18 protein-coding genes are annotated in these 24,108 nt (G+C 38.6%); 16 read left to right on the forward strand and 2 right to left on the reverse strand.

The features are described 5' to 3' along the window. Positions 1 to 4: 4 nt before the first annotated feature. The 7 genes from RCC89_08620 (at position 5) to tsf (ending at position 5,471) form a co-directional block, all read left to right on the forward strand. Entirely contained in the window at positions 5 to 694 is a 690-nt protein-coding gene (locus tag RCC89_08620) for a response regulator transcription factor (protein ID WMJ73224.1), read from the forward strand. 2 nt (positions 695 to 696) lie between these two features. Further along, positions 697 to 1,767: an ATP-binding protein gene (locus RCC89_08625; GenBank protein ID WMJ73225.1), complete on the forward strand. Its 1,071-nt coding sequence runs from the start codon at positions 697 to 699 to the stop codon at positions 1,765 to 1,767. Further along, positions 1,745 to 2,470, forward strand: a complete 726-nt coding sequence (locus RCC89_08630) for an RNA pseudouridine synthase (GenBank protein WMJ73226.1) — start codon at positions 1,745 to 1,747, stop codon at positions 2,468 to 2,470. The genes RCC89_08625 and RCC89_08630 overlap by 23 nt, the downstream gene beginning before the upstream one ends. 201 nt (positions 2,471 to 2,671) lie before the next feature. Continuing rightward, positions 2,672 to 3,115: a 50S ribosomal protein L13 gene (gene rplM / locus RCC89_08635; protein ID WMJ73227.1), complete on the forward strand. Its 444-nt coding sequence runs from the start codon at positions 2,672 to 2,674 to the stop codon at positions 3,113 to 3,115. A gap of 10 nt (positions 3,116 to 3,125) precedes the next feature. Beyond that, the gene (gene rpsI / locus RCC89_08640; GenBank protein ID WMJ73228.1) at positions 3,126 to 3,512 is read left to right on the forward strand and encodes a 30S ribosomal protein S9; all 387 of its coding nucleotides are present in this window, start codon (positions 3,126 to 3,128) and stop codon (positions 3,510 to 3,512) included. Positions 3,513 to 3,533: 21 nt separating this feature from the next. Then, the gene (gene rpsB / locus RCC89_08645; protein ID WMJ73229.1) at positions 3,534 to 4,298 is read left to right on the forward strand and encodes a 30S ribosomal protein S2; all 765 of its coding nucleotides are present in this window, start codon (positions 3,534 to 3,536) and stop codon (positions 4,296 to 4,298) included. Positions 4,299 to 4,637: 339 nt separating this feature from the next. Then, positions 4,638 to 5,471 (forward strand): translation elongation factor Ts, encoded by an 834-nt coding sequence (gene tsf / locus RCC89_08650; GenBank protein WMJ73230.1) that lies wholly within the window; start codon positions 4,638 to 4,640, stop codon positions 5,469 to 5,471. Between the two features lie 87 nt (positions 5,472 to 5,558). On the opposite strand, the gene RCC89_08655 is transcribed toward tsf, so the two are convergent. Both RCC89_08655 and RCC89_08660 read right to left on the reverse strand, forming a co-directional pair. After that, positions 5,559 to 6,311 (reverse strand): leucine-rich repeat domain-containing protein, encoded by a 753-nt coding sequence (locus RCC89_08655; GenBank protein ID WMJ73231.1) that lies wholly within the window; start codon positions 6,309 to 6,311, stop codon positions 5,559 to 5,561. A gap of 477 nt (positions 6,312 to 6,788) precedes the next feature. Further along, positions 6,789 to 8,078 (reverse strand): aminopeptidase P N-terminal domain-containing protein, encoded by a 1,290-nt coding sequence (locus tag RCC89_08660; GenBank protein ID WMJ73232.1) that lies wholly within the window; start codon positions 8,076 to 8,078, stop codon positions 6,789 to 6,791. A gap of 42 nt (positions 8,079 to 8,120) precedes the next feature. Between RCC89_08660 and RCC89_08665 the strand changes: the two genes are divergently transcribed. From RCC89_08665 to RCC89_08705, 9 genes are all read left to right on the forward strand, one after another. Continuing rightward, a complete protein-coding gene (locus RCC89_08665; protein WMJ73233.1) occupies positions 8,121 to 9,827 on the forward strand; it encodes a S8 family serine peptidase in 1,707 nt (568 codons plus the stop codon). 4 nt (positions 9,828 to 9,831) lie between these two features. Then, positions 9,832 to 10,962 carry a glycosyltransferase family 1 protein gene (locus tag RCC89_08670; protein ID WMJ73234.1) on the forward strand — a complete coding sequence of 377 codons (1,131 nt, stop codon included), beginning with the start codon at positions 9,832 to 9,834 and terminating at the stop codon, positions 10,960 to 10,962. A 14-nt stretch (positions 10,963 to 10,976) separates the two neighbouring features. Beyond that, positions 10,977 to 12,209, forward strand: a complete 1,233-nt coding sequence (locus RCC89_08675; GenBank protein ID WMJ73235.1) for a pitrilysin family protein — start codon at positions 10,977 to 10,979, stop codon at positions 12,207 to 12,209. 401 nt (positions 12,210 to 12,610) lie between these two features. Continuing rightward, the gene (locus RCC89_08680) at positions 12,611 to 13,237 is read left to right on the forward strand and encodes an O-methyltransferase (protein WMJ73236.1); all 627 of its coding nucleotides are present in this window, start codon (positions 12,611 to 12,613) and stop codon (positions 13,235 to 13,237) included. A gap of 4 nt (positions 13,238 to 13,241) precedes the next feature. Further along, positions 13,242 to 15,086: a LysM peptidoglycan-binding domain-containing protein gene (locus tag RCC89_08685; protein ID WMJ73237.1), complete on the forward strand. Its 1,845-nt coding sequence runs from the start codon at positions 13,242 to 13,244 to the stop codon at positions 15,084 to 15,086. Between the two features lie 69 nt (positions 15,087 to 15,155). Beyond that, positions 15,156 to 18,884 (forward strand): PAS domain S-box protein, encoded by a 3,729-nt coding sequence (locus tag RCC89_08690; protein ID WMJ73238.1) that lies wholly within the window; start codon positions 15,156 to 15,158, stop codon positions 18,882 to 18,884. A 119-nt stretch (positions 18,885 to 19,003) separates the two neighbouring features. Then, positions 19,004 to 21,241 carry a PAS domain-containing sensor histidine kinase gene (locus tag RCC89_08695; GenBank protein ID WMJ73239.1) on the forward strand — a complete coding sequence of 746 codons (2,238 nt, stop codon included), beginning with the start codon at positions 19,004 to 19,006 and terminating at the stop codon, positions 21,239 to 21,241. Then, a complete protein-coding gene (locus RCC89_08700) occupies positions 21,234 to 21,641 on the forward strand; it encodes a response regulator (GenBank protein ID WMJ73240.1) in 408 nt (135 codons plus the stop codon). The genes RCC89_08695 and RCC89_08700 overlap by 8 nt, the downstream gene beginning before the upstream one ends. A 90-nt stretch (positions 21,642 to 21,731) precedes the next feature. Beyond that, positions 21,732 to 22,736, forward strand: a complete 1,005-nt coding sequence (locus RCC89_08705; protein WMJ73241.1) for a DUF3078 domain-containing protein — start codon at positions 21,732 to 21,734, stop codon at positions 22,734 to 22,736. Positions 22,737 to 24,108: the final 1,372 nt, after the last annotated feature.

Here is a 24,108-nt window from a genome sequence, read left to right on the forward strand (position 1 = left end):
GACTATGGGTAATTCGCAGCAAAAGATTCTAATTGTTGATGATGAACCTGATATTGTAGAGCTGCTTCAATACAACCTCAATAAGGAAGGCTATGATGTAAAATCCGCTTCAAACGGGGTGGATGCCATTAAGCTCGCCAAAGAGTTTCAGCCTAACCTTATCCTAATGGACATAATGATGCCGCAGATGGACGGCATTAGCACGGTATCTCAAATGAGGGATCTAGAAGTACTCAAGGACACTTATATCATTTTCCTTACTTCCCGCTCTGAAGAATATTCCGAAATTGCCGCTTTTGAGGCAGGAGCTAATGATTTCATTACAAAACCCATTAAACCTCGTGCGTTGATGAGTCGAATATCTGCTTATTTTAAAAGAGATAGCCAGGTTGTTAAGGATAACAATGTAGTATCTGAAGGAGATTTGACTATTGACAGGGGGAGTTACACTGTAATGAAAGGTGATCAAAAAGTGGTGCTGCCCAAAAAGGAATTTGAATTGTTGTTTTTTTTAGCCTCTAACCCCGGTACCGTTTACTCCCGCGATGAACTTCTCAAAAAAATTTGGGGCGCTGACGTTTATGTGGTAGCCAGGACCGTAGATGTACATATTAGAAAAGTCCGCGAAAAGCTGGGAGATAATTGCATTCACACAGTCAAGGGTATTGGATATAAATTTTCACCTGACTTCTGAATATGTTTTTTAACTCCAAAGTGTTGGCTTTTCTAATCGCCTTGGGTGCAACACTAAGTTTTATTTTTTTCCTTTCTATTTTCCCCGGCCTGCTCCAAGAGTCTGTATGGCTACTTGTCGTTACATTTCTGCTTTCTTTTATTTCTGCTTTCCTGGTGCTTAAATATGTTATTTTTAGAGAAATTGAAAAAATTCATTCCCTGCTCGAAAACATTCAAAGGAAAGAATATGATCTTGATATAGGGGCTAATATTAAAGACGATAACCCTTTAGGCTTGTTAAAGAAAGAAATTGCAGAGTTTGCCGAGACAAAACAGAAAGAAATAAATGAACTCAAAAAATTAGAGACTTTCCGTAGAGAGTTTTTGGCAGACGTTTCCCATGAGTTGAAAACACCTATATTTGCAGCACAAGGTTTTGTCCATACCTTGTTGGACGGAGCTGTCGAAGATTTAAGTGTTAGGGACAACTTTTTGAACAAAGCCGTACGCAGTCTAGATGGGCTGAACATTTTGGTAGAGGATCTAATAACTATATCCCAATTGGAAAGTGGGGATATTAAAATGAATTTCACGCATTTTGATATCCATAAGCTAACAGAAGAGGTTTATGATCAATTGGAGGACACTGCCATGAAGCGGGGAACGAAACTTAAGTTCTACAAGTTCTCGCCTAAATCTTGTTACGTATATGCAGATAAGAACAGAATCAGGCAGGTGCTCACCAATCTCATTGTGAATGCCGTAAAATATGGGAAAGACAAAGGTACCGTATCGGTTTCTTTTGCTGTGGAGAATAAAAATGTGTATACGTCCGTAAAGGACAATGGCCCGGGTATTGAACAATATCATTTGAACAGAATTTTCGAGCGCTTCTACAGGGTAGACAAAAGTCGCTCCAGAGAAAAAGGTGGAACAGGATTGGGGTTGGCCATTGTAAAACACATTTTGGAAGCTCATGATTCTAGAATCTATGTGTCCAGCAAAGTGGGCGAAGGGTCTATTTTCTCATTTAAACTCAAAAAAGGTAAAGTAATAAATCAAGAAAGGGATGAAGATGACGAAAAGGATTAATTTTAAAGATATTATTCTTTTTGAGAACGAAGATTATATAGTAGTTAACAAGCCCCCATTTATTTCTACACTCGACGACCGTGGGCTGGGTACACAAAATATATTAAGTCTGGCCAAAGAGTATCACGCCGACAGTCAAGTTTGTCACCGTATTGACAAAGAGACATCAGGTATTTTGGTAATTGCCAAAAATGCTGAGGCTTACCGTAATCTTGCCATGCAGTTTGAACACAGACAGGTAGAAAAAGTATACCATGCGGTAGTAAATGGAGTACATGATTTTAAGGGTATTCTCGTAGACCTACCTATTTATACCTTGTCAAGGGGAGTGGTTAAGATAGACCGCTTGAGGGGCAAAGAAGCCCAAACCATCTTCAATACCATACGTGCGTTTAAAAAACATACGCTGGTAGAATGTGTGCCAGTAACAGGTAGGATGCACCAAATCAGAGTCCATTTAGCGCAGTTGGAAGCTTCTATTGCCGGAGATGAACAATATGGGGGAGAGCCTGTTTATTTATCGTCGCTTAAAAAGCATTTTAACTTAAAGAAAGATACAGAAGAGCGTCCGGTGGCCAACCGCTTTGCTTTACATGCTTGGTCTATTGAGTTCAGGCTGCCTAATGGGGACATACTTTATTATGAAGCCCCTTATCCCAAAGATTTTGAAGTACTGGTTCGCCAGTTGGGAAAGTACAGCTGACCAATTCTGTAAGGTGTGAAAAATGAACTTAAATTTTTAAAGGATAATTAATAAAAAATATTTATTTTTGCACCTTGAAAAAAATGTAGCTGAAAATAGTATGGCTTCGGTTGCATTTTTATTGTCAAAGGATTATCTTTGTGTCCCTTTTCAGAGAGGGGAATGCAGAGTTATTTTATACTGATAAAATTAACCAAATAAATGGACAGCGTAAGTTTTAAGACTGTTTCCGTCAACAAAGAGACAGCAAACAAAGAGTGGGTAGTAGTAGATGCAAAATCTGCTGTACTGGGAAGGTTGGCTAGTCGCGTGGCCGCCATTATAAGAGGTAAAAACAAGCCTTCTTATACGCCAAACGTCGATTGTGGTGATAATGTGATCGTTATCAATGCTGACAAAATCAAACTGACCGGAAAAAAATGGACAGACAAGGTTTATGTTAGGCACACAACTTATCCTGGTGGACAGAGATTTACAACCCCAAGACAGTTAAAGCAAAAGTCTTCAACATTAATTATTGAAAAAGCTGTAAAAGGTATGCTTCCTAAGAACAGACTGGGCAGAGCTTTATTTAATAACCTTTATGTATACGAAGGCGCAGAGCATCCACATGCAGCCCAAACACCAAAAGAAATAAAATTATAATTCTTTATTAATGGAAATAGTAAACACTATAGGAAGAAGAAAAACGGCTGTTGCCAGGGTATATCTTAAACCAGGTAGCGGTAAAGTTTTGGTAAATGATAGAGATATCAAGGAATATTTTGCTTCTGATATTCTAAACACAATTGTAAACCAGCCATTTGCAGTACTTTCAGAAGACGGAAAGTATGATGTACATGTAAATGTTAAAGGCGGCGGCGTAGGCGGCCAGGCTGAAGCTATTAGGATGGCTATATCAAGAGCCCTTGTTGAAGTTGACGCTTCAAACAGACCTGCTTTGAAAAAAGAAGGGTTCCTGACCAGAGATCCAAGAATGGTAGAAAGGAAGAAGTACGGTAGAAGAAAAGCTAGAAGGAAATTCCAGTTCAGCAAACGTTAACATTTATATATACTATTTAGAATGGCAAATATAGAATATAAAGACTTATTAAATGCAGGTGTACACTTTGGACACTTGACTAGAAAGTGGGATCCGCGTATGGCTCCATATATCTTCATGGAGAAGAATGGAATTCATATCATAGATCTTAATAAAACTATTGCTTCTCTTGACGAAGCTTCCGCTGCTATTAAAAACATTGTTCGCTCGGGAAGAAAAGTCCTTTTTGTTGCGACCAAAAAACAAGCTAAGGAAATCGTTGCTGAAGAAGCAAGAAGGTTGAAAATGCCTTACGCTACTGAAAGATGGTTAGGTGGTATGCTTACCAACTTTGCTACAGTTAGAAAATCTCTGAAAAAAATGTCGTCAATCGATAAGCTTATGAAAGATGAAGCTTATAAGAACTTGGCTAAAAGAGAAAGACTTACTATTACCCGTGAAAGAGAAAAGCTTGACAGGGTACTAGGTGGTATTTCTGATCTTACAAGATTGCCGGCTGCTTTGTTTATTGTAGATGCTAAAAAAGAGCATATTGCTGTAAAAGAAGCTAAAAAACTTAATATCCCTGTTTTCGCTATCGTTGATACAAACAGTGACCCTACTAGTATTGACTTCCCAATACCTGGTAATGATGATGCTTACAAATCAGTAGCTATCCTTACTCAGGCTATCGGTAAAGCAATCGAAGAAGGTCTTGCTGAAAGAAAGAAAGAGAAGGACGAAAAGGCGCTTCAGGAAGAAGAATCTCGTAAAAAAGAAGTTGACTCTAAAGGCGCTCAATCTTGATTGATTGTTGAAGAGTAAACATTAATATAAATGAACAATGACTACTCTAAAATCATTGTTCATTTTTTTTTAAACCAGTATAAGCAATAGAACTCCTATAGGGGAAATAATGGAGCTTTAATTAAAGCTTTTTTACCTAAAGGTTTTTAAAAACCTATGGTCGTTGACAAGCAAGAATGTCACGCCGCTTATAAAGGTTCTATTGTTTGTTAGTTTTAAATACATCGTATTAATTTATTCACCCTATGCATGTAGTGGGATTTATTAATTGATAGGTGTATTGCATTACTGTTTTTCACGAATCTCAACTTTTAAATTTATTATAAATAACTGATAACTATGGCCATTACTGCACAAGACGTTAACAAACTCAGGCAAATGACTGGCGCGGGTATGATGGACTGTAAAAAAGCCCTTACCGAAGCCAACGGAGATTTTGAAGCTGCTATTGACATCCTTAGAAAAAAAGGTCAGAAAGTTTCTGCAGCACGTTCTGACAAGGAAGCTTCTGAAGGTTCCGTGTTTGTAAAAACCAACGAAGACAGTACTGAAGGTGTAATCGTTGCTCTTAACTGCGAAACTGATTTCGTAGCTAAAAACGAAGAATTCCAAAACCTTGGAAATGCACTTGTTGAAAAAGCGTTTTCTGAAAAGCCTGCTAACGTTGAAGAGCTTCTTACAATTTCTGTAGATGGAAGACCTCTGAAAGACCATATTACTGACTTGATCGGTAAAATTGGTGAAAAAGTAGAGGTGAGTGCTTATGAGCGCTTAAGCGGTGACAAAGTGGTTCCTTATATCCACTATGGCTCTAAACTTGGAGTACTTGTTTCTCTTAAAGGTGTTAACGGTGCTGATGTTACTGAAGTAGGTAAAGATGTGGCTATGCAAATCGCTGCGATGAAACCTATTGCTGTAGACAAAGATGATGTAGATACTGAAGTGGTAAACCGTGAAATTGAAATAGGTAAAGACCAAGCAAGAGCAGAAGGTAAGCCTGAAGCTATGCTTGAAAAAATTGCTCTTGGTAAACTGAACAAGTTCTACAAAGAAAATACCTTGCTAAATCAGCAATTTGTTAAAGATAATTCTAAAACTATCGCTCAAGTACTTAGTGAAGTTACTAAGGGGCTTACAGTTAAAGAATTTAAAAGAATTGCTATTGGCAGTTAATTTTGCTTTGAGCTTAAGAATAAAAAAATCCCGTATTAACTGCGGGATTTTTTTTGCCTTTTACCTTCTTATTACTCTTTGGGGCTTTTACTCAAAATATATTGTTGTGTTCGGAAGCAAGTTTATAATTTTTTCCTGCTCTTTTTTAGGGATATCATTTCCTACCAGTGTCAGTGTTCTAAGGTTTTTAAGGTTAGCAATTTCCACTGGTAACTTTTCTAACTGGTTTAATGCCAAATCTAGGTTTTCTAATGAAGATAGCATAGCTATCGTTCTTGGTAAGTCAGTTAACCCGTTTTGGCGCAAGTTTAATGTTTTCAAGTGTTTTAAATTACCAAATTCAGCTGGTAGCGATTTGATCCTGTTTTTGTTCAGGCTCAACTCTCTTAGGTTTGCTAATTCGCCAATGACTGGGGTTATGTTCTCTAATTTGTTTTTGCTTAAATCTAAAGAAACCAAGTTTGGCAACTTGCCAAAGTTGTCAGAAAGTGTCGTAATGTTGTTGTCGTTTATGTCAAGCTTTACGAGAAATACCAATTTTTCTGCTCCTTCAGGCAAATCGCTTAGCTCTTTTTCTGAAAAGTCAGCGCAGTATACATTTTCAGGATCTTTTAATGCAGTACTTAAAGGGTAGCATTCTCCCATACATGCACGTTCTAGCTTTGCTGCAGACTCTAGTTTGCCTAAACGTAGGGCTTCTACAAAGTCTGCACATAATTCTGTGCTCATAAAACCCATTTTTTTCCCTAATAGGTCTTTAGCATAGGCCCTATGGTAGTAGGCTTCTGCAAAGTCGGGTTTTAGGCTTATGGCATTGGTAAACTCACCAATGGCTGACATATAATCTTTTTTGTTCAAACTCGCTATACCGTTTTCATAGAAAGTCTGCGGGTCAGGTTGGGTGAAACCTGACGTGACTATGAATAAGCACGTTAGTAGAATGGTAAAACAGCTACGCATAACATTAAGTTAATTTTTTGCTATTCTTTAAATCCGGGATTTTTATTGTGCAAAATATGCTCATTTTATCCGGCTACATAGCTTATAATACGTATTGGAAAAGCTCAGGTTGTTCGTTGGAAGGCTATATGTAAGGTTTTACTTGCAATTCTGTTGAAGTTTATTTTCTGGGACTAGCATGTTTTCTTCTAAAGTATTGTGTCTCTTAGAAGAAGTTTTAGCCGGCGGATAGTGGTGATTTACCTCGAAAATTAAAAATATAAAAGTTAATGTACTATTAGATCAAACCCCCGGGACTCAAAAGGGGAGTCCCAGGAATTAATTGCTTCAAAAAGTCAGTCTGTTCAGCAAGAGCAATTATTGGTTCATCAAGCTTTCTATTTCTTCAATTTCGATCGGGATGTTTTTCATTAAGTTTACAGGACCATCTTTGGTAATGAGGATATCATTCTCCAAACGTATGCCTATACCTTCTTCTCTAATATAGATGCCTGGTTCGCAAGTGAATACCATGCCAGATTCGAAAGGCCTGTTTCTTGCTCCCACATCGTGTACGTCTAAGCCTAAATAATGAGAGGTTCCGTGCATAAAGTATTTCTTATACAGCGGTTTATTTGGATCTTGTTTGGCTATATCTTCTTTGTTCAAAAGGCCCAGCCCGATGAGTTCTGACTCCATTAGTTTCCCCACCTCTTTATGGTAGTCTATTAGGTTGTTGCCTACCTCTAACATAGAAGTTGCTTTTTTCAACACCCTGAGCACGGCCTCATAAACTTCTTTTTGTCTTGGAGAGAATTTACCGTTTACAGGAATGGTGCGGGTTAAGTCTGAAGCATAATTGGCGTATTCTGCACCTATATCCATGAGTATAAGCTCACCGTCTTTACAGGTGCCTGAATTTTCTGTGTAGTGGAGAATACAGGCGTTTTTCCCAGAAGCAATAATAGGCGCATACGCAGGTCCTCTGGAGCGGTTTCTGATAAACTCATGAAGGATTTCTGCTTCAATTTCGTATTCAGCTACGTTGGGTTTAACAAATTCCAGTACTCTTTTAAACGCCTTCTCTGTAATATTACAAGCTTTTTGAATCAGTGCGATTTCAAGCGGCGATTTTACTGCCCTAAGTTTATGCATAATTGGTGCCGAACGCTCATAATTGTGGAGCGGAAAATTCTTTTTGCACCACTCTATAAATTTATCTTGTTTGGTGTCCAGTGTTTTTGATGCCCTACTATGTTCATTGGCATTTAAATATATGTTTTTGCACTCTGGAATTATAACAGATACTATGCTCTCAAATTCCGAAGTCCAATAAACAGAAGAAATCCCAGATCTTTCTGAAACTTCCTTTTTGGTAAGTTTGTTTCCTTCCCATACTGCTATATGTTCATTGGTTTCTTTAACAAATAGCATTTCTTGGTAGTTGTGATTATAATAATCAGGACAAACCACAAGAGTGGTTTCTTCTTGGTCTATCCCACTAAGGTAAAAAAGGTCACTGTTTTGCTTAAAAGGCATAGTGCCGTCAGCATTGGTGGGGAAAATATCATTGGAAACGAATATTGCTATAGATTCGGGTTTTAGAAATTCGGCATAGTTTTTTCTGTTACTTTTGAAAAGGTCTGAATTTATAATTTCGTATTTCATAGAATGTCAGGAAAGTTTATATATTGCATTAAATTCTAATTTATGAAAAAAGTTATTCTGCTGTATAGTTTAATACTATGTTTTTATTCCTCCTCTGCTTTTTCACAGGATAAATTCTGGATTGAATTCAAAGATAAAAATATAGAAAGTAAAGATTATAGGAAATATATTAGTGAAAAGACTGCCGAAAACCGCCGAAAAGCAGGGTTGCCGGTGTTTCAATACTCTGATGTGCCTGTAAACACTGCTTACCTTGACAGTTTGTCAGTATATGATATTCCTGTTCACGCCAAGTCTAAGTGGTTGAATTCCGTATCTTCTACACTTACCGCTGAGCAGTTAGAGCAGGTTAAGGGTTTTTCTTTTGTCGACACAATCTATGGAATTTCTTCTGACATTAAAATCGCTTCAACAAACCTTGATGCAGATCCAGCTTCCTATGCCATTGCCATGGAGCAGATGAATGCGGAAGCTTTTAGAAACAAAGGCCTGACCGGTAAAGGTGTAGACATTGGGGTAATTGATGCAGGTTTTTATAGAGCATATTCTGACAAGTCTTTGCTACATATAATGAATGAGGAGAAAATAGTAGCTCAAAGAGACTTTATCGACCCATCGAGAACGGATATTGTGACTCAGGCAGCTACAGATGCCGATTATCACGGCGCGATGGTTTTGAAGATGATAGCTGGTTATGATGAAAAAAATAATTTCCAGAGCGGTATGGCCATCAATGCCAATTATTATCTGGCTCGTACAGAAGACGGGGACAGAGAACATAGGGGAGAAGAGGACCAATGGATTCAAGCAATGGAGTGGATGGACAGCCTAGGGGTTAAGTTGATCAACACTTCTTTGGGTTATTCTACCAAAATGGATGATCCTGATGATAATTATAAACAAGAGGAAATGGACGGTAAGACCGCAAGAATCACCAGGGCTGCGCAAATTGCAGCTATGGAAAAAGGTGTTTTCCTTGTAGTTTCTGCCGGAAATGAAGGCAATGCAGACTGGAGAATCATTTCGGCCCCGGCTGATGCAGAGGGGGTGCTTTCTGTAGGTGCTACTAAAAAGACTGTTTGGGGCAGGATCGGATATAGCAGTATCGGACCTGATTTTTTGCCTTACATGAAACCTAATGTTTCTTGTTTCTCACCAAATGGAACTTCTTTTTCTGCGCCGGCCATTACGGGTTTTGTTGCCTGCCTTATGGAAGAAGCACCGGACATGAGCAGTCAGGACTTGAAAAAAATTGTTGAAAAAAGTGCGCACCTTTATCCTTATGGCAATAATCACATCGGGTATGGAGTGCCTCTTGCTGATAGGGCGCTAACTTTACTGGAAAGTGATGATCATGACTTCGGTACTGTATCTGAAAAGTTTCTAAATGGAAAAGATAAGTACAAAATTAAAGCTAAGCGTAAGTATCTTAAGGACGCACTGGTATTCCATAAAAGCAATGGTCATGTGGTGGTAAAAGAGAAAATGCTCAAAGGCGGGAATAAGAAGAAAATGAGCGAGGCTGAAGAAATATACATAGAGCTTGGCCTTATCTCCGAAGATGACAGTAAAGAAACAGAAGGGATGAATGAGCGTCAGAAGCGTAGGTACGAAAGAAAGAAGAAGCGTAAAGCCAACCGCACTAAAAAAGTGATGCTTGATAAACCAGAAGGTGTGGAAAGAAGCACCATCGTTATAGATAATCAGGTAATAGAAGTCTTCTGGGACCAAAAAAAGAACACGAAGTAACATAATGAAAATAGCATTTGATGCCAAAAGGGCATTTAATAATGTTACCGGCTTGGGAAACTACAGCCGGTACATTATTAATGCCCTTCTTGAGTTTTATCCTCAGAAAGAATATTTGTTTTTTACACCCTCTCAAGGAATTAGTAAAGAAAGTGTCATTCGGCATCAGGGAAATTACAAGGTTTGCGGCCCTGAATCTTTTTTGCATAAGCAGGTCCCTGGTTTATGGAGGGCTTCCTTTGTCGTGGAGGACTTGAAGGAGTGTGAACCTGATATTTTTCACGGCTTGAGCAACGAGCTCCCCATAGGTATCAACAAGGTAAAGTTGGGCAAGGTGGTTACCGTGCATGATCTGATATTCTTGAGGTTTCCTTCACTCTACAATAGCATTGATAGGTATATTTACCGAAAAAAATTCTTCAGCGCTTGCAAGGTTTCTGACAAGATTATAGCCATTAGCCAGCAAACGAAAGAGGACCTAGTAGACTTTTTTCGCATTGGTGAAGAAAAGATTGAAATCAATTATCAGGATTGCTTAGCTGTTTTTCATGAAACTGTCGCACCGGAACAAATAGCTGAGGTTAAAAAAAAGTTTAACCTTCCTGAAAACTATGTGCTTTCAGTAGGAACCTTGGAGCCTCGAAAAAACCACCTGAACATATTGAAAGCTTTAAGTATCTTAAAGGAGGCAGATCGCCCTTATGTGGTCATTGCCGGAAAGGCAACTGATTATAAAAAGGAACTTGAATCTTATATAGCAGCGCACAACCTTGGAGACTATGTAAATATCGTTGAGTATGTGTCTTTTCGTTTTTTGCCTGCCCTTTACCAAGGTGCATCCTTATTTATTTACCCTTCCATTTTTGAGGGTTTTGGCATACCTTTACTGGAAGCATTGAACAGCAGGGTGCCTGTTATCAGTAGCAAAGGCTCATGCTTTTCCGAAGCAGGAGGGCCTGACTCTGTTTATACAGACCCTCAAAGCCCTGAAGAGTTGGCGGTTGCTATTCAAAATATCTTGACAGATGAAGGGAAGCAGCAGAAAATGAAAGAAAACGGGTATGCTCATGCATTAAAATTTCGAAAGGAAAATACAATTCCTCAATTAGTAAAAATATATCAAAATCTACTTTAAGCGGAGATAGAAGGATGGAGTATGACATTGTGGAGCTCGGAAACGGGATCCGTATTGTGCACAGACAGGTTACACATACTAAGATTGCGCATTGTGGTTTTATCTTGGACGTAGGAAGCCGGGATGAATTAGAAGGGGAAGAAGGCCTTGCCCACTTTTGGGAACACATGGTTTTTAAAGGTACTGTTAAACGCAAAGCTCATCATATTATAAACAGGTTGGAAATTGTTGGGGGCGAATTAAATGCTTATACAACTAAAGAAAAAATCTGTTTCTATGCCTCTGTATTGGACAACCACTATGAAAAAGCCCTTGAGTTATTAAAAGATATAACTTTTGACTCGGTTTTTCCGGCCAAAGAGATAGAAAAGGAAAAAGGGGTGATTTTGGAAGAAATGGCTATGTATCTTGATACACCAGAGGATGCTATTTTGGATGAATATGAAAGTTTACTTTTTGGTGGACATCCTTTAGGGGTAAATATTTTAGGCACGGAAGAGTCCGTCAAGTCTTTTAAGCAAGAGGATTTTCATAAGTTCGTTAAGCGAAACCTTAATACCAATAGGATTATTTTTTCCTCAGTGGGCAATTTTCCTATTTCCAAGGTTAAACGGATGGCGGAGAAGTACCTGAAAGACATCCCTGAATTTTCGGGTGTTCCTCAACGGAAAAAATTTGACCACTATAAACCTGGGCATGTGCAGGTGAACAAACCTTTGGCACAGGCACATTGTATGATCGGCAATATTGCTTATGCCTTGCAGGACGAACGTCGATTGCCTTTTTTTATGCTTATCAATATTCTTGGCGGCCCAGGCATGAACGCCCGATTGAATATGTCTTTGAGGGAAAAGTATGGGTATGTATATAATATTGAGGCCTCATATACCCCCTTTACTGATACAGGCTTTTTTGGAATTTATTTTGGGACAGAGCCCAAGCAACTTCAAAAAAGTATTGACCTTACTCTGAAAGAACTACGAAAAATGCGGGAGAAGCCATTAGGAAGGCTACAGTTGCATAACTTTAAAGAACAACTAATGGGACAGCTAGCCATGGCCGAGGAAAGCAATATCAGTTTTATGCAAATGATGGGTAAGAGCTTGCTTGACCTAGGACATATAGAAAGTTTGGAAAATATCTTCAATAGAATAAGAAATGTGTCCGCTACCGACCTTCAAGAGCTGGCCAATGATGTTTTTGACCCTGATAAGCTTTCCATGCTTACTTACAAACCTACTTCGTAGCCATAAGACATAATTTGTCGTTACTGAGAACTGAACTGAATTCTTTTGGATGCTTGGGTAGCAAAAGGAGAGGCAAGTTATTTTTCTGTAAAAATGTCCCCCTTTGTTATAAAATTTGTGATTTTTATAGATCAGTTTGGGCAACTTTTTCAATTAGTATTCAGTACATAATAACTATAGAGAAAAATAGATGGTGGTAAATTTAGATAAATATAAATATTATCTGTTTTTTTATTATTTTTATAGCATTTTTGAATCTGGAAAGTGGTATATTTTGGTAAAGCTTCTTACGTTCAGATGTAGCGGGACGATTGGTGGAAATTGTATATCAGGAACATTCACTGAGGTTTCACCTAACGGAGTTTAATGTTACTTGTGTTTTGGTTATAAGAGTTTTTTAGATGCTTGATTTTGAGAAATATATAAAGGAGCATTCTTCAGGAGAACCTGAAGTTCTACAAAAGCTATCACGTGAGACATATGCAGATGTGCTTATGCCTAATATGCTTTCGGGGCATGTACAAGGTAGATTCTTGTCGCTTATATCGCATATGATCCAGCCGGAAAGAATTCTTGAAATTGGGACTTTTACAGGATATTCTGCCATATGTATGGCCGAAGGCTTAAAAGCCGGCGGGAAGCTTATTACCATAGACATCAATGAAGAACTAGAAGATCTGGTTCGGAGGTATGTTAAGGAAGCTAACATGGAAAACCAGATTGAACTGGTTTATGGACGTGCGGCTGAGGTTATTCCCAACCTTGATGAAGTTTTTGATATAGTTTTTATAGATGCAGATAAAGCAGGATATTCTTTATATTTTGATTTGGTTATTGACAAAGTGAGGAAGGGTGGCTTTATAATTGCTGATAATGTATTATGGAAAGGCAAAGTGTTAGATCCTGAAGCAAAGGACAAAGATACCCGGGCATTGGCTTCATTTAACGATAAAGTTCAAAATGATCAAAGGGTGGACAATACAATAATCAATATAAGAGACGGTTTAATGATTATCAGAAAAAAATAGATCGATGAAATATATTTTACTTCTCACCTTATTAGTTTGCTCCTTTTTAGGCTATGGCCAAGAGGTGTATATTCCTGAGCGAATGACATTTGCTAATATGGAGCTTACGCTGACCAGTCAGGTAAGAAAGGTATTAAAGTCAGAGGTAGAGGCGATCACACGGAATCCGAAGTATTTTAATATTAAAGTTGAGCGGGCAAATTTATATTTTCCGATCATTGAAAAGGTTTTCAAAGACGAAGATTTTCCTGATGATTTCAAATACCTTGCTTTGCAGGAAAGCAGCTTGATTTCTGATGCCGTTTCTTCTTCAAACGCAGTAGGCTATTGGCAATTTAAGAAAGAGGCTGCTCGGGAGGTTGGCCTAAGGATTGACAATGAGGTGGATGAGCGTATTAATATTGTATCTGCTACTAGAGGGGCTGCAAGGTATCTTAGGAAAAACAATTCTATACTCGATAACTGGATTTATGCACTCCTTTCCTATAACCTAGGGCCAGGTGGCGTGAGATCGCATGTGGACAATAAGTATGTGGGGGCGCGGAAAATGACTATTGATAAAAACATGCACTGGTATGTTGTACGTTTTCTTGCGCATAAAATTGCTTATGAAAATGAAGTTGGAAAGGCTGAGCACCCAGAGCTAAAGCTCGTAAAGTATACTAAAGGCGCGAATATGAGCCTTAAGGAAATTGCCAAAGAAACCAATGTTGCTTTGGAAGATTTGGAAATGTACAACAAATGGATTCTGAAGTCTAAAGTTCCTGATGATAAAGTTTATGCAGTAATTTTACCTGTAAAAAGGGATCCTTCAGACCTGCTTGCCTATCAGTCTGATGACGATGTTCATGAAGATGTAGTCATTGAGGATCCGGAGCATCAAATTCACCAACCTAAGGAAAGGGGCGGCTTTTTTCGCAGGCTTTTTTCTCGAAACCCTAAGCCTGAAAATGAGCACCAAACCATTGTCAATAACCTTAAAGCCATCAAAGCCAAAGAAGGGGAGTCTTTTGAACAACTTGCCGAAAGGGGTGGGGTTGGCTTAATAGACATAATAAAATACAATGAATTGAGAAAAAGGGATGAGCCTGTTCCTGGCGAGTACTATTATCTGCAGCCTAAAAGAGGTAAAGCTTTAGTAATAATGCATACTGTAGAGAAGGGGGAAACTATATGGGATGTGGCGCATAAATATGGAATAAGGACCAGGGCTATTAGGAAAAAGAACCGGATGGACAAATATGAGCCGCTTAAGCCTGGTAGGGTGCTGTGGTTAAGAAATAAAATGCCAAAAGATGCCCCTATACAGTTTGTTGATGAAAAGAAGAATTATCCAAATGGACAGGATAAGCAACAGCGTGCACCTGAGGGCAATACCTATAAAGATGCACCATCTTATAATAGTCAGGTCAATAAGGTGCCTGAAGAGGTAGAAGAACCTTATATGGATGAAGCGTATGAAGAAGAAATAGTAGACTACTATGATGACGAAGATGGATATGCACAAGATGGTTCTTCTTTTGTTGAAGGGTCTTATAAATATCATTTAGTTGAGCCTGGCCAAACTGTTTATGCCTTGTCAAGAAAGTATAATGTGCCTGTAGATAGTATTATAGTCTGGAATGAGCTTGTTAATACAACCTTGAAAAGTGGGCAAAAGGTTATTGTCGGTAAGGTACTTGATATGGATGACGATGGCCCTATTACCAAAGTACATGTTGCGGAGCCTGGGGATACTATTTATAAAATTTCACGTTTATATGGTGTCTCTGTAACCGAAATACTTGAGTGGAACAATAAAGAAGATTTTAGTATTTCTGTGGGGGAAAAGATTACAATCAAAAAGTAATTACCTCATTGGGTAATTTTTTTACAGGTCCGGTATTTTTTTTTTTGAAATTGAAAAAGAGAATTAAATATGGATTTTTTAGGTATCAGAACCATGCTAGAAGAGCTGATAGAGGATGTTGGCTTTCCTGTAGTTGTTACAGGTAAACAGCTACAGATTCTGATAGCTAATAAATCTGCAGAAAATGCGTTCCCGGTACTAAAAGATTTGTATGAGCGACCAATAGCATCTCTTTTTCAGGGCTTGGGAATAAAGGTGGAAAACCTGACCCAACTTATAGATAAACCTGAACTTCTGGATATTGGGATTGAAAATTACTTTATTAAAGTCAGCCCTTTTCACTCTCAAGACTTTATAGGATATTTAATTAAGTTTAAGCCTTCTGTTCCAAAAGTCCATGGTAAGTACAAAAAGCTGTTTGAGAATATCCGCGAAGGTATTGTAATTTTTGATGAAACTGGAAGGATTAAGGAGGCCAACCCTTCTGCATGTGAAATATATAATGCCTCAGCAGATTATCTTTCTACAATAAATGTTAAAAGCTTATTTCCCCACAAATCATCTAAAGAGGCTGATCAGATATGGGGGGAGTTTATGCGTACGGGCTTTTTAAGTGGCTTGTACAAATTTAAACCTATAGGCAGGGAAAAGCCGATTTATATAGAATTTGACGCTAGAACCAATTTTATTCCTGGTTTACACCTGGGTGTGTTTTCTGAGGTTACCGGGCAGAAACTTACAGAAAAAGCCCTGAAAGCATCTGAAGCTAACCTTAAAGCTGTCCTTAACAATAACAACCAGTCACTGTTTTTACTTTCAGTCCACGGGTCCATTATTACCTTCAACAAAAGGGCTGATGAAGTATTTCGTGAGCAGAGGGGGAGAGGGCTTGCTATAGGGGAATCTGTCTTTGAAGGCATGAACGCTGAAACTATCAGTTATATCAAGCCTTTGTTCGACGAGGTGGTAAAAGGCAATGTTATGCAGCATGAGTTCCATGCCACCTGGATTAATCCTGATCTTTGGATTGAAGTGTATGCCAACCCTGTTTATGATGCCTATGGCAATGTTGACAAAATCTGCTTGACTGCTAATGATATCAGTTACAGGAAACGGTCTGAGATAAGCTTGAAAGAAAGTGAAGCGCGTTTTCGCTCTTTGGTGCAAAACTCCTCCGATGTCATCCTGGTTTTAGAAGAGTCCAGCCAGGTCACATACTGTAGTGAATCTGTGCAGAATGTCCTTGGGTTTGCTGAAGATCAGATCTTGGGCAAAAAGTTTACAAGTTTCGTTCATGCTTCAGATAAAAAAGGGTTGGAGGATATTATTTCCCATACCTTAAAGACTGAAAATAAAATTTTTATTAGTGAGTTTCGCTTTTTGAGCAATGAAGGTCATTATCTTTATCTTGAGGCCACTTTTAATAACCAGTTTAATAATGAATTTATCAATGGCATTGTCATAAATGTTAGAGATGTCTCTTTTAAAAAAGCGCAAGAAGAGAATTTGCTATTGCTGGAACGGGCTATAGATAGTAGTAACAATGGTATTGTTATAACTGACCCCAATCTGCCAGACAATCCCATTGTTTATGCCAATAAGGCTTTTGAAAAAATCACTGGGTACAGATATCAAGAGGTTGTAGGTAAAAACTGCCGCTTCCTTCAAAATAAAGAACGGAACCAGTTGGGGTTAGATGTTTTGCGTAAGGCTGTTGCTGAGCAAAAGCAGGTTACGGTCATATTGAAGAACTATCGTAAAGATGGGACACTTTTTTGGAATGAACTGAGCGTATCGCCAGTAATCAATAGGAAGGGCGAGCTGGTTAATTTTATTGGAGTGCTGAATGATATTAGTGAAAGAAAAATAGCCGAAGACTCTTTGCTTGAAATTACAAAAGGTGTTTCAGGAAAAGATTTTTATGTTTTCTTGGCCGAACATTTGTCTGTAGTTCTTGATGTTCAGTCTGTTTTTATTGGCGAGTATTCCCAAAGTAAAATCCGTTCCAAGGTGTTGTTTCGCAATGGGGAAGTCCTTACAAATTTTGTACTGCCAGTAAACCACTCTTTGGGGCTCAAAGTACTCGAAGAGAACAGTGACTTATATTTGGAAGGAGTATCCGATCCGGTTCCGGAGTTAGAATTGCCTGAAGAAGATACCTTATATTATATGGGGGTTCCCTTGTCTGATTCGTCGGGTAAAAAAATCGGGGTATTGGAAATTCGGAATGCTACTCCATTTAGAAATTTATCTTTAGCAAAAAGCCTTTTAAATATCTTCTCAGTACGCGTTTCTGCTGAACTCGAAAGGGATGTATATATACATGCCTTGAAAAACAGCGAAAAAAAGTTCAGGATATTATCAGAAAATTCCCCTGACCTTATTTTTATAGTAGACCTGTCCGAGAAGAAACCGCTTTATTTTAATAAGAGTACTTTTCTCGGGCATCCAGTCAACTGGTTTGAACTTAATAAAGACAAATATAACCTGATACATCCTTCTGATAAAGAAAGAGTCCTGAAGCATTGGAGCATTTTTGTGAAACAGGAGATCGCTGACAGTTCTTCTATCGAATATAGAGTCAAAAATCAAGAAGGTGGCTATGAATGGGTCGATAACCGACATTCTGTTATTAATGATGTAGAGGGACACCACAAAGTTATTTTGGTTACATTGGCTGTCAATACAGAACGTAAGAAAATGGAGGAGAACCTCCGAGAGAGCGAAGCCCGGTTAACGGCTTTGGTAGAGAATACCTCTGACATGATATGGTCTGTTGATAAAAGCTTGAACTTTACCACATTGAACTCGGCTTTCCGTTTGTTTTTGAAGGTGCATTATAAGAAAGAGGTAAGCGTCGGCGATAACCTCAATGATGTTTTCCCGGAAGGTGTGAAAAGGGAGTGGCTAGCCATGCATTTTAAAGCATTAAGAGGAGAGCGGTTCTCTACGGAGTTTGTGAGTTTTCCTGGACAAAGCAATGAAACCTCTTATGAAATTTCATACAACCCTATCTCAAGCCCAGGGGGAAGTGTGTCAGGGATCAGTGTTTTTGCTAGAGATATAACATTAAGGAAGTCTTCTGAAAAAGCTATTATTAAAACCAATTTTGAACTCGATAGTTTTGTTTACCGTGCATCTCACGATCTTAGGGCGCCTTTGCGTTCGATGCTGGGGTTGTCCAATTTGGTGAAGAATGAGGAGGATGCAGGGCAAAGAAACAACTACTTGGACCTCATTAATAAAAGCATAGAAAAATTAGATAATTTTATTGCAGACCTTACAAACTATTCCCGCAATAGTCGTCTGGATCTTTCATGTGAAGAAATTGATTTTAAAAGAATTTATGAGGAGTGTGTAGAAGAACTAAAGTTTATGGACAATATGGGAGATGTGCATATGGAGTTCTCTCAAGAGGGAACAGTTCCTTTTTATTCTGATAAAATGCGTATTTCCATTATTTTTCATAATATTTTATCTAATGCTATTAAATATAAAAACCGGTATATATCGGATTCATTTTGTAAAGTACATGTAAAAGTGTCCGAAGCTTTTGCAGATATTACTATAAAAGACAATGGTATAGGTATTAAAGAAGATTACTTGTCCCGGGTTTTTGATATGTTTTTTAGGGCCTCGCACAGCTCTTATGGCTCAGGGCTTGGCTTGTATATCACAAAACAAGTAGTGGAAAAACTAAATGGAAATATATCCGTAGAGTCTTCTCAAGGGGCAGGAACTAGCTTTTACATTAGGGTTCCTAACAATATAGCCAACAAGAAGGAAGTGGAACAGTAGAAAAACTGTTTATTGCTTTACTAATAGGGTTTTATTGCTTCTCTGGGTAATGCTGGCTTTGAAAACTAGAGAGAGGAACAGTCGCTTACCAGCTACCCGATCATATTGCACTTATAAACATGAATGGCTATATATATTTCTCCTTTATAACTTTATTGCTATTGGGTATAGGAGGTTGGCTCGTCTTTCGCACCAAGAATATTCGGAGTGTGATCGCTGCTTTTTTTGATGATTCTAATGACCCTCTTATTATTCTTGATGGAGCAAAAATCTTTTATGTCAACAAGCAGGCTGCGGATTTCTTGGGTGTCGCTAACCATGCTAAGCTTCACGGGCTTGCTATAAATAGCATCTTATCAAAGAAATCAGTCGAAACTCTAAACCGAAATGCAAATTCTCCGGCTAACTTCAAATTAGAGTATCTAAAAAATAATGGAAAGGGTTTGAAAGAAAACACTACCTACATCAGTCAATGTACATACGGTAGCCGGCAATATAGGGTATTAAGAATCAAACTGGTGGAAGATTGCCTAGCTGATCATAAAGACATGCTAAAGCAGGTGATTAACTTGGTGCCCCATCAGATTTACCTGAAAGACCATCAAGGTAAGTTTGTGTTTGTGAACCATGCTTTTGCTGAGAACTTTGCATTGACAGCAGAAGAGATGCCAGGAAAAACTGCTTTTGATATTTACCCCAACGAGCAGGCCCAGAAAATAGCCGACGTTGAAATGGACGTGATGAAGCGGGGAAGGTTAAAATTTATTACTGAAGCCTTTCAGGAAAAAATGCCTGAAAATATTACTCATATACATTCTGTAAAAGTTCCTTTTCTTTTTCAAGAGGAAAACCAGATAGGTATTCTAAATGTAAGTATTGATGTCTCTGACTTTAAAGCGGCAGAACAAAGCATTCGGTCTAGTGAACTTAAGTATAAAATGCTCATGGAGCAGGCATCTGATGGTATTTATTTGTATGATGTAGAGGGTAATATCCTTGACGCAAACGCTAAGGCTTGTGAAATTTTTGGTTATGAACTAGCTGAATTTACAAAACTGACTATTCTGCAACTTGCTAGCGTCAGCGCTCGATCAGGTGATACCGTATCAGCAGAATCTTTAACAAAAGCGCAGCCGGTTGTCAAAGAATGCATGTGCCGTCGGAAAGATGGTAGTGATGTTGTAGTCGAAATTAGTTCCAGCTTACTGGACGATGGACGGTACCAGGCCATAGTGCGGGACATTACCCAGAGAAAGAAGTTGGAAAAGGTATTGAAGGATAATGAGTATAAGTTTAGGATGCTGATCGAAAACTCTTCTGATCTCGTTGCTATACTTTCCGAAGATTTACGGATCAAGTTTGTAGGAGACTCTTGTCAGAGAATTCTTGGTTACAAAGCTGATAGTATGTTAGGAAAAGTGGCCTTTGAGTTTGTCCATCCCAATGATATAGACATGGTGTCAAAGTCACTGGCCGATGTGCTGGCCAATCCGGGCGAGAACCAAGTATTAGATGGTGTGCGGCTGCGCAATAATAAAGGTTTATATCATTCCTTTGAAGTGGTAGGGGTGAACTTGTTGAAGGATGAAGTGGTGAATGGTATAATAGTTAATTGCCATGACATTACTAAGCGGGTGGAAAGTGAAAGGGAGTTGCTAACCATTAATCATGAATTAGATAGCTTTGTCTATAAAGCATCCCATGACTTAAAGGCTCCACTCAGATCGCTCACAGGCTTGGTGAAATTAGCACGACTTGAATCTTCTGAGCCTATATTAGATAAATACTTCGACATGATGCAGAATAGCATAGATGGACTTTCTGCATTTATAAAAGAATTAATTGAGTTTTCCCGGAACAGCAGGCCAGGTTTAGAGAGGGTGGAAATAAATTTTGAAAAAATGGTCGGTGAAGCTCTTAATAATCTTAAATTTGCCGAAAATGCTGAGAAGGTAAAAGTTCATAAGGATGTTAAAGTAAAAGGAAAATTCTACTCTGACGATATGCGTATTAGTTCAGTAATTAGTAATTTGCTTTCTAATGCTTACAAATACCATAGATATGAAGACAATAATCCTTATATTAACATTCGAATTACAGCAGATGAAAATCGCGCTGAAATAATTATCGAAGATAACGGTCAAGGTATTGAAGTGATTTACCAAGACCGTGTGTTTGACATGTTTTTCCGTGCTTCTGAAGATAGTGATGGTTCAGGCCTTGGACTGTATATTGTAAAAAATAATGTTGCAAAACTTGGCGGAGAATTAGCACTTGAATCTATTGCCGGAAAAGGCAGTAAATTTATAGTACATATTCCTAATCTGATAAAAGACTTACAAAGTAAAAATGAGTGAAAGTAAAGTAGTCGAAAGCGTTATGCTTGTGGATGATAACGATACTGATAATTTTATCCATAAGCGTGTGATTGAACTAACAGGGTTTTCGAATAATATTATTGTTAAGAATTCAGGGAAAAGTGCTTTGGAATATATAGACCAACACAAAGACGACCTTAGTAAAATTCCAGCAGTGATTTTTCTGGATATCAATATGCCTATTGTAGACGGATTTGTCTTTCTTTTTGAATACGAAAACTTCCCCCAGGAGATCAAAGAAAAATGTCGCATTGTCATCCTTTCCAGTTCAGATAGTAAAAGGGATATCGATAGAATTGTCGACAATGAATACGTGATTAATTTCATTACCAAACCGCTTTCTGAAGAAGCTTTAGATGAACTTAAAGGTATGTTGTAATAGGTGGTATCTATAGAAATTGTGGCTTTTGTATCTTTCCAGTATCAATCTTTGTAAATAGTAATATTTTATATTATCGGTCTTTATTAGATGAATAAGTACCATTCCCTTGTTTTAGTTTTGTTGATTGTATTGTCTTCTATACCTTCCTATGGACAAGAAGATATTTTACCAGACCTTCCTGACCCAGTAGAACCTGCCACACCTCCAAGCCCTAGTTCCCCTGGTATTGAAATTCCAGAGCCTCCCACTGGCGAAGATACCGTAAAATACTGGCACTTTGGAGGGAACTCTTCTCTTACTTTTGCCCAAGTAGGATTAAGAAATTGGATAGGGGGAGGGCAAAGCTCTATAGCATTAAATACCATACAAACTCTTTTTCTAAATTATGAACGTGAAAGGTTCATGTGGAACAATAACCTTGAGCTGGGCTTTGGCCTTATCAGGCAAGGTCAGGGAGAGGAAAGAACAGGTTTGCGAAAAAGTGATGACCGGTTGATTTTTATATCCAAATTTAGCCGTAGGGCCACTGGAAATTGGATGTTTACTGGATTGCTAGATTTCAGGACCCAAATGGCTGCTGGATACAATTATGCAATGGTAGATGGACAAGAAACCAGAACCATGATATCGGATTTCCTTGCTCCCGGCTTTATTATTACCTCTCTAGGGTGGGAATACCGTAGAAGTCAAAACTTTTTTGTAGTGTTAGCCCCTGTAACCACCAAACAGACTTTGGTAATACATGATAGGTTTGCAGAAGAAGGTAGGTTTGGGGTAGATCCTGGGCAGAATTTTAGAATTGAATATGGAGCGCTCTTTAATGCTAGGTTTAAAAGAGAAATTTTTGAGAACGTTACTGTTGATACCCGAATTAACCTTTTCGGAAACTATCAAAATATTACCAGTATTGATGTTAATTGGGAATTTTTGCTTCTTATGAAGATCAACGAGTATTTGGCTGCTAGCTTTTCTACCCACCTCCTTTATGATGACGACATTGATATCCCTAGAGAAGACGGCACCGTAGGACCCGCCACACAATTAAGAACAGTGTTAAATATTGGTCTTACGTATAAGTTTGATAGAAATTAAGATTTAGTAGGCTACATAGCTGTACCCCCGCACCTGGTGATTGTAGAGCCGATTTCCTATCGGCTAAACGTATTCCTGTAGTGGCGATTTTTTATGGGCATGGGTAAATTTTCGAATAAAAGATAATCCCCAAAACTAACAGCAAGTTTTATTTCACCTCCAAGTGTTTAACAAACCTTGGAGGTGTTCAACAGCGGCAATCTGTTTGCGGTAAGCTGTGTCTGTTGATTGTTTGTGGGGGAATGATACTAGACCTGACGATGAGATTGCATCGTTGACTTATTAAATAACCGCATCATCAATATATCTTTAATAAACTTAATGAGCTAAAGTCACCTAAAGCTCAATCTCCACTTTTTCTTACCTTTTTTGCTTGTCCAAAAAAGGTAACCAAAAAAAGACACTATGGCTGAAAGGCATATTGCCACGCACTAAACGCACAGTCCCTCCCTGCCAGAAAAATGCCTTAACTGACGATTCATTGTCAAAGGCAGTGTTGTATGGCGGCATTTTTAAAAATCCGGCACCCCACAAGCCGCAATATGCCCACACCAGCCATAGAGTCCCCGCCCGCCCTTAGTAGCTACCGGACTGCTGATTATGGAGTTATTCTTTTAGTCTACTTTTCGGCTTTTACCAGATTGGAGGTTACCGCTGGCTTTGGATCTAAATTTTTAGGATGGTGTTTTAAACTCTAAAATAAACACTATAGCTGTCTCCCCGCACCTGTTGCGGGGTCTGTTTGGGGTAAAGCAGGAATGTGAATTGCCAAATATTAGGCAGGTGCCAGTAAGCAGTGTAGGTTGATTGTTAGGGTGTCAAATACCAGACCTAACGACTAGATTGCTTCGTCGTTCCTCCTCGCAATGACGTTGGGGTAATTTGGTGATTGTGGGGGTGTTATTATCTTATAGGTTGTAATAACATCTATCCCTTAATCCTGTCTATCCTTTCATCCTGCGAATCCCGGTTCAGACAGTTTAGTGCCAGTGTCTAACAGATTCCTCCTGCGTCGGAATGACAGGTTATATATCATTGCATCATCATATCATCCTTAAGTTTCCTATGAAAAAATGCCGCGGCAATCTGTTGGTGGTAAGCTGTGTTGGTTGATATGTTTGTGGGGGAATAATACCAAACCTGACGATGAGATTGCTTCGTCGTGCCTCCTCACAATGACGTGGAGGGGTGAGTTGTAATAGAGGGTGTTATTATCTGGTTGATTGTAGAAACATCTTTCCTTTAATCCTGTATATCCTTTCATCCTGCGAATCCCGGTTCAGACAGTATAATACTAGACCTGACGATGAGATTGCATCGTTGACTTATTAAATAACCGCATCATCAATATATCTTTAATAAACTTAATGAG

It is taken from the genome of Cytophagaceae bacterium ABcell3, assembly GCA_030913385.1.
GTDB lineage: Bacteria > Bacteroidota > Bacteroidia > Cytophagales > Cytophagaceae > ABcell3.

Coding starts and splice junctions, on each gene's coding strand:
- rpsB (WMJ73229.1), top strand. CDS start 3,534: ATGGCAAATATAGAATATAAAGACTTATTAAATGCAGGTGTACACTTT.
- RCC89_08690 (WMJ73238.1), top strand. CDS start 15,156: ATGGATTTTTTAGGTATCAGAACCATGCTAGAAGAGCTGATAGAGGAT.
- tsf (WMJ73230.1), top strand. CDS start 4,638: ATGGCCATTACTGCACAAGACGTTAACAAACTCAGGCAAATGACTGGC.
- RCC89_08700 (WMJ73240.1), top strand. CDS start 21,234: ATGAGTGAAAGTAAAGTAGTCGAAAGCGTTATGCTTGTGGATGATAAC.
- RCC89_08670 (WMJ73234.1), top strand. CDS start 9,832: ATGAAAATAGCATTTGATGCCAAAAGGGCATTTAATAATGTTACCGGC.
- RCC89_08655 (WMJ73231.1), bottom strand. CDS start 6,311: ATGTCAGCCATTGGTGAGTTTACCAATGCCATAAGCCTAAAACCCGAC.
- RCC89_08665 (WMJ73233.1), top strand. CDS start 8,121: ATGAAAAAAGTTATTCTGCTGTATAGTTTAATACTATGTTTTTATTCC.
- RCC89_08625 (WMJ73225.1), top strand. CDS start 697: ATGTTTTTTAACTCCAAAGTGTTGGCTTTTCTAATCGCCTTGGGTGCA.
- RCC89_08660 (WMJ73232.1), bottom strand. CDS start 8,078: ATGAAATACGAAATTATAAATTCAGACCTTTTCAAAAGTAACAGAAAA.
- rplM (WMJ73227.1), top strand. CDS start 2,672: ATGGACAGCGTAAGTTTTAAGACTGTTTCCGTCAACAAAGAGACAGCA.
- RCC89_08630 (WMJ73226.1), top strand. CDS start 1,745: ATGAAGATGACGAAAAGGATTAATTTTAAAGATATTATTCTTTTTGAG.
- RCC89_08705 (WMJ73241.1), top strand. CDS start 21,732: ATGAATAAGTACCATTCCCTTGTTTTAGTTTTGTTGATTGTATTGTCT.
- RCC89_08680 (WMJ73236.1), top strand. CDS start 12,611: ATGCTTGATTTTGAGAAATATATAAAGGAGCATTCTTCAGGAGAACCT.
- RCC89_08620 (WMJ73224.1), top strand. CDS start 5: ATGGGTAATTCGCAGCAAAAGATTCTAATTGTTGATGATGAACCTGAT.
- rpsI (WMJ73228.1), top strand. CDS start 3,126: ATGGAAATAGTAAACACTATAGGAAGAAGAAAAACGGCTGTTGCCAGG.
- RCC89_08685 (WMJ73237.1), top strand. CDS start 13,242: ATGAAATATATTTTACTTCTCACCTTATTAGTTTGCTCCTTTTTAGGC.
- RCC89_08675 (WMJ73235.1), top strand. CDS start 10,977: ATGGAGTATGACATTGTGGAGCTCGGAAACGGGATCCGTATTGTGCAC.
- RCC89_08695 (WMJ73239.1), top strand. CDS start 19,004: ATGAATGGCTATATATATTTCTCCTTTATAACTTTATTGCTATTGGGT.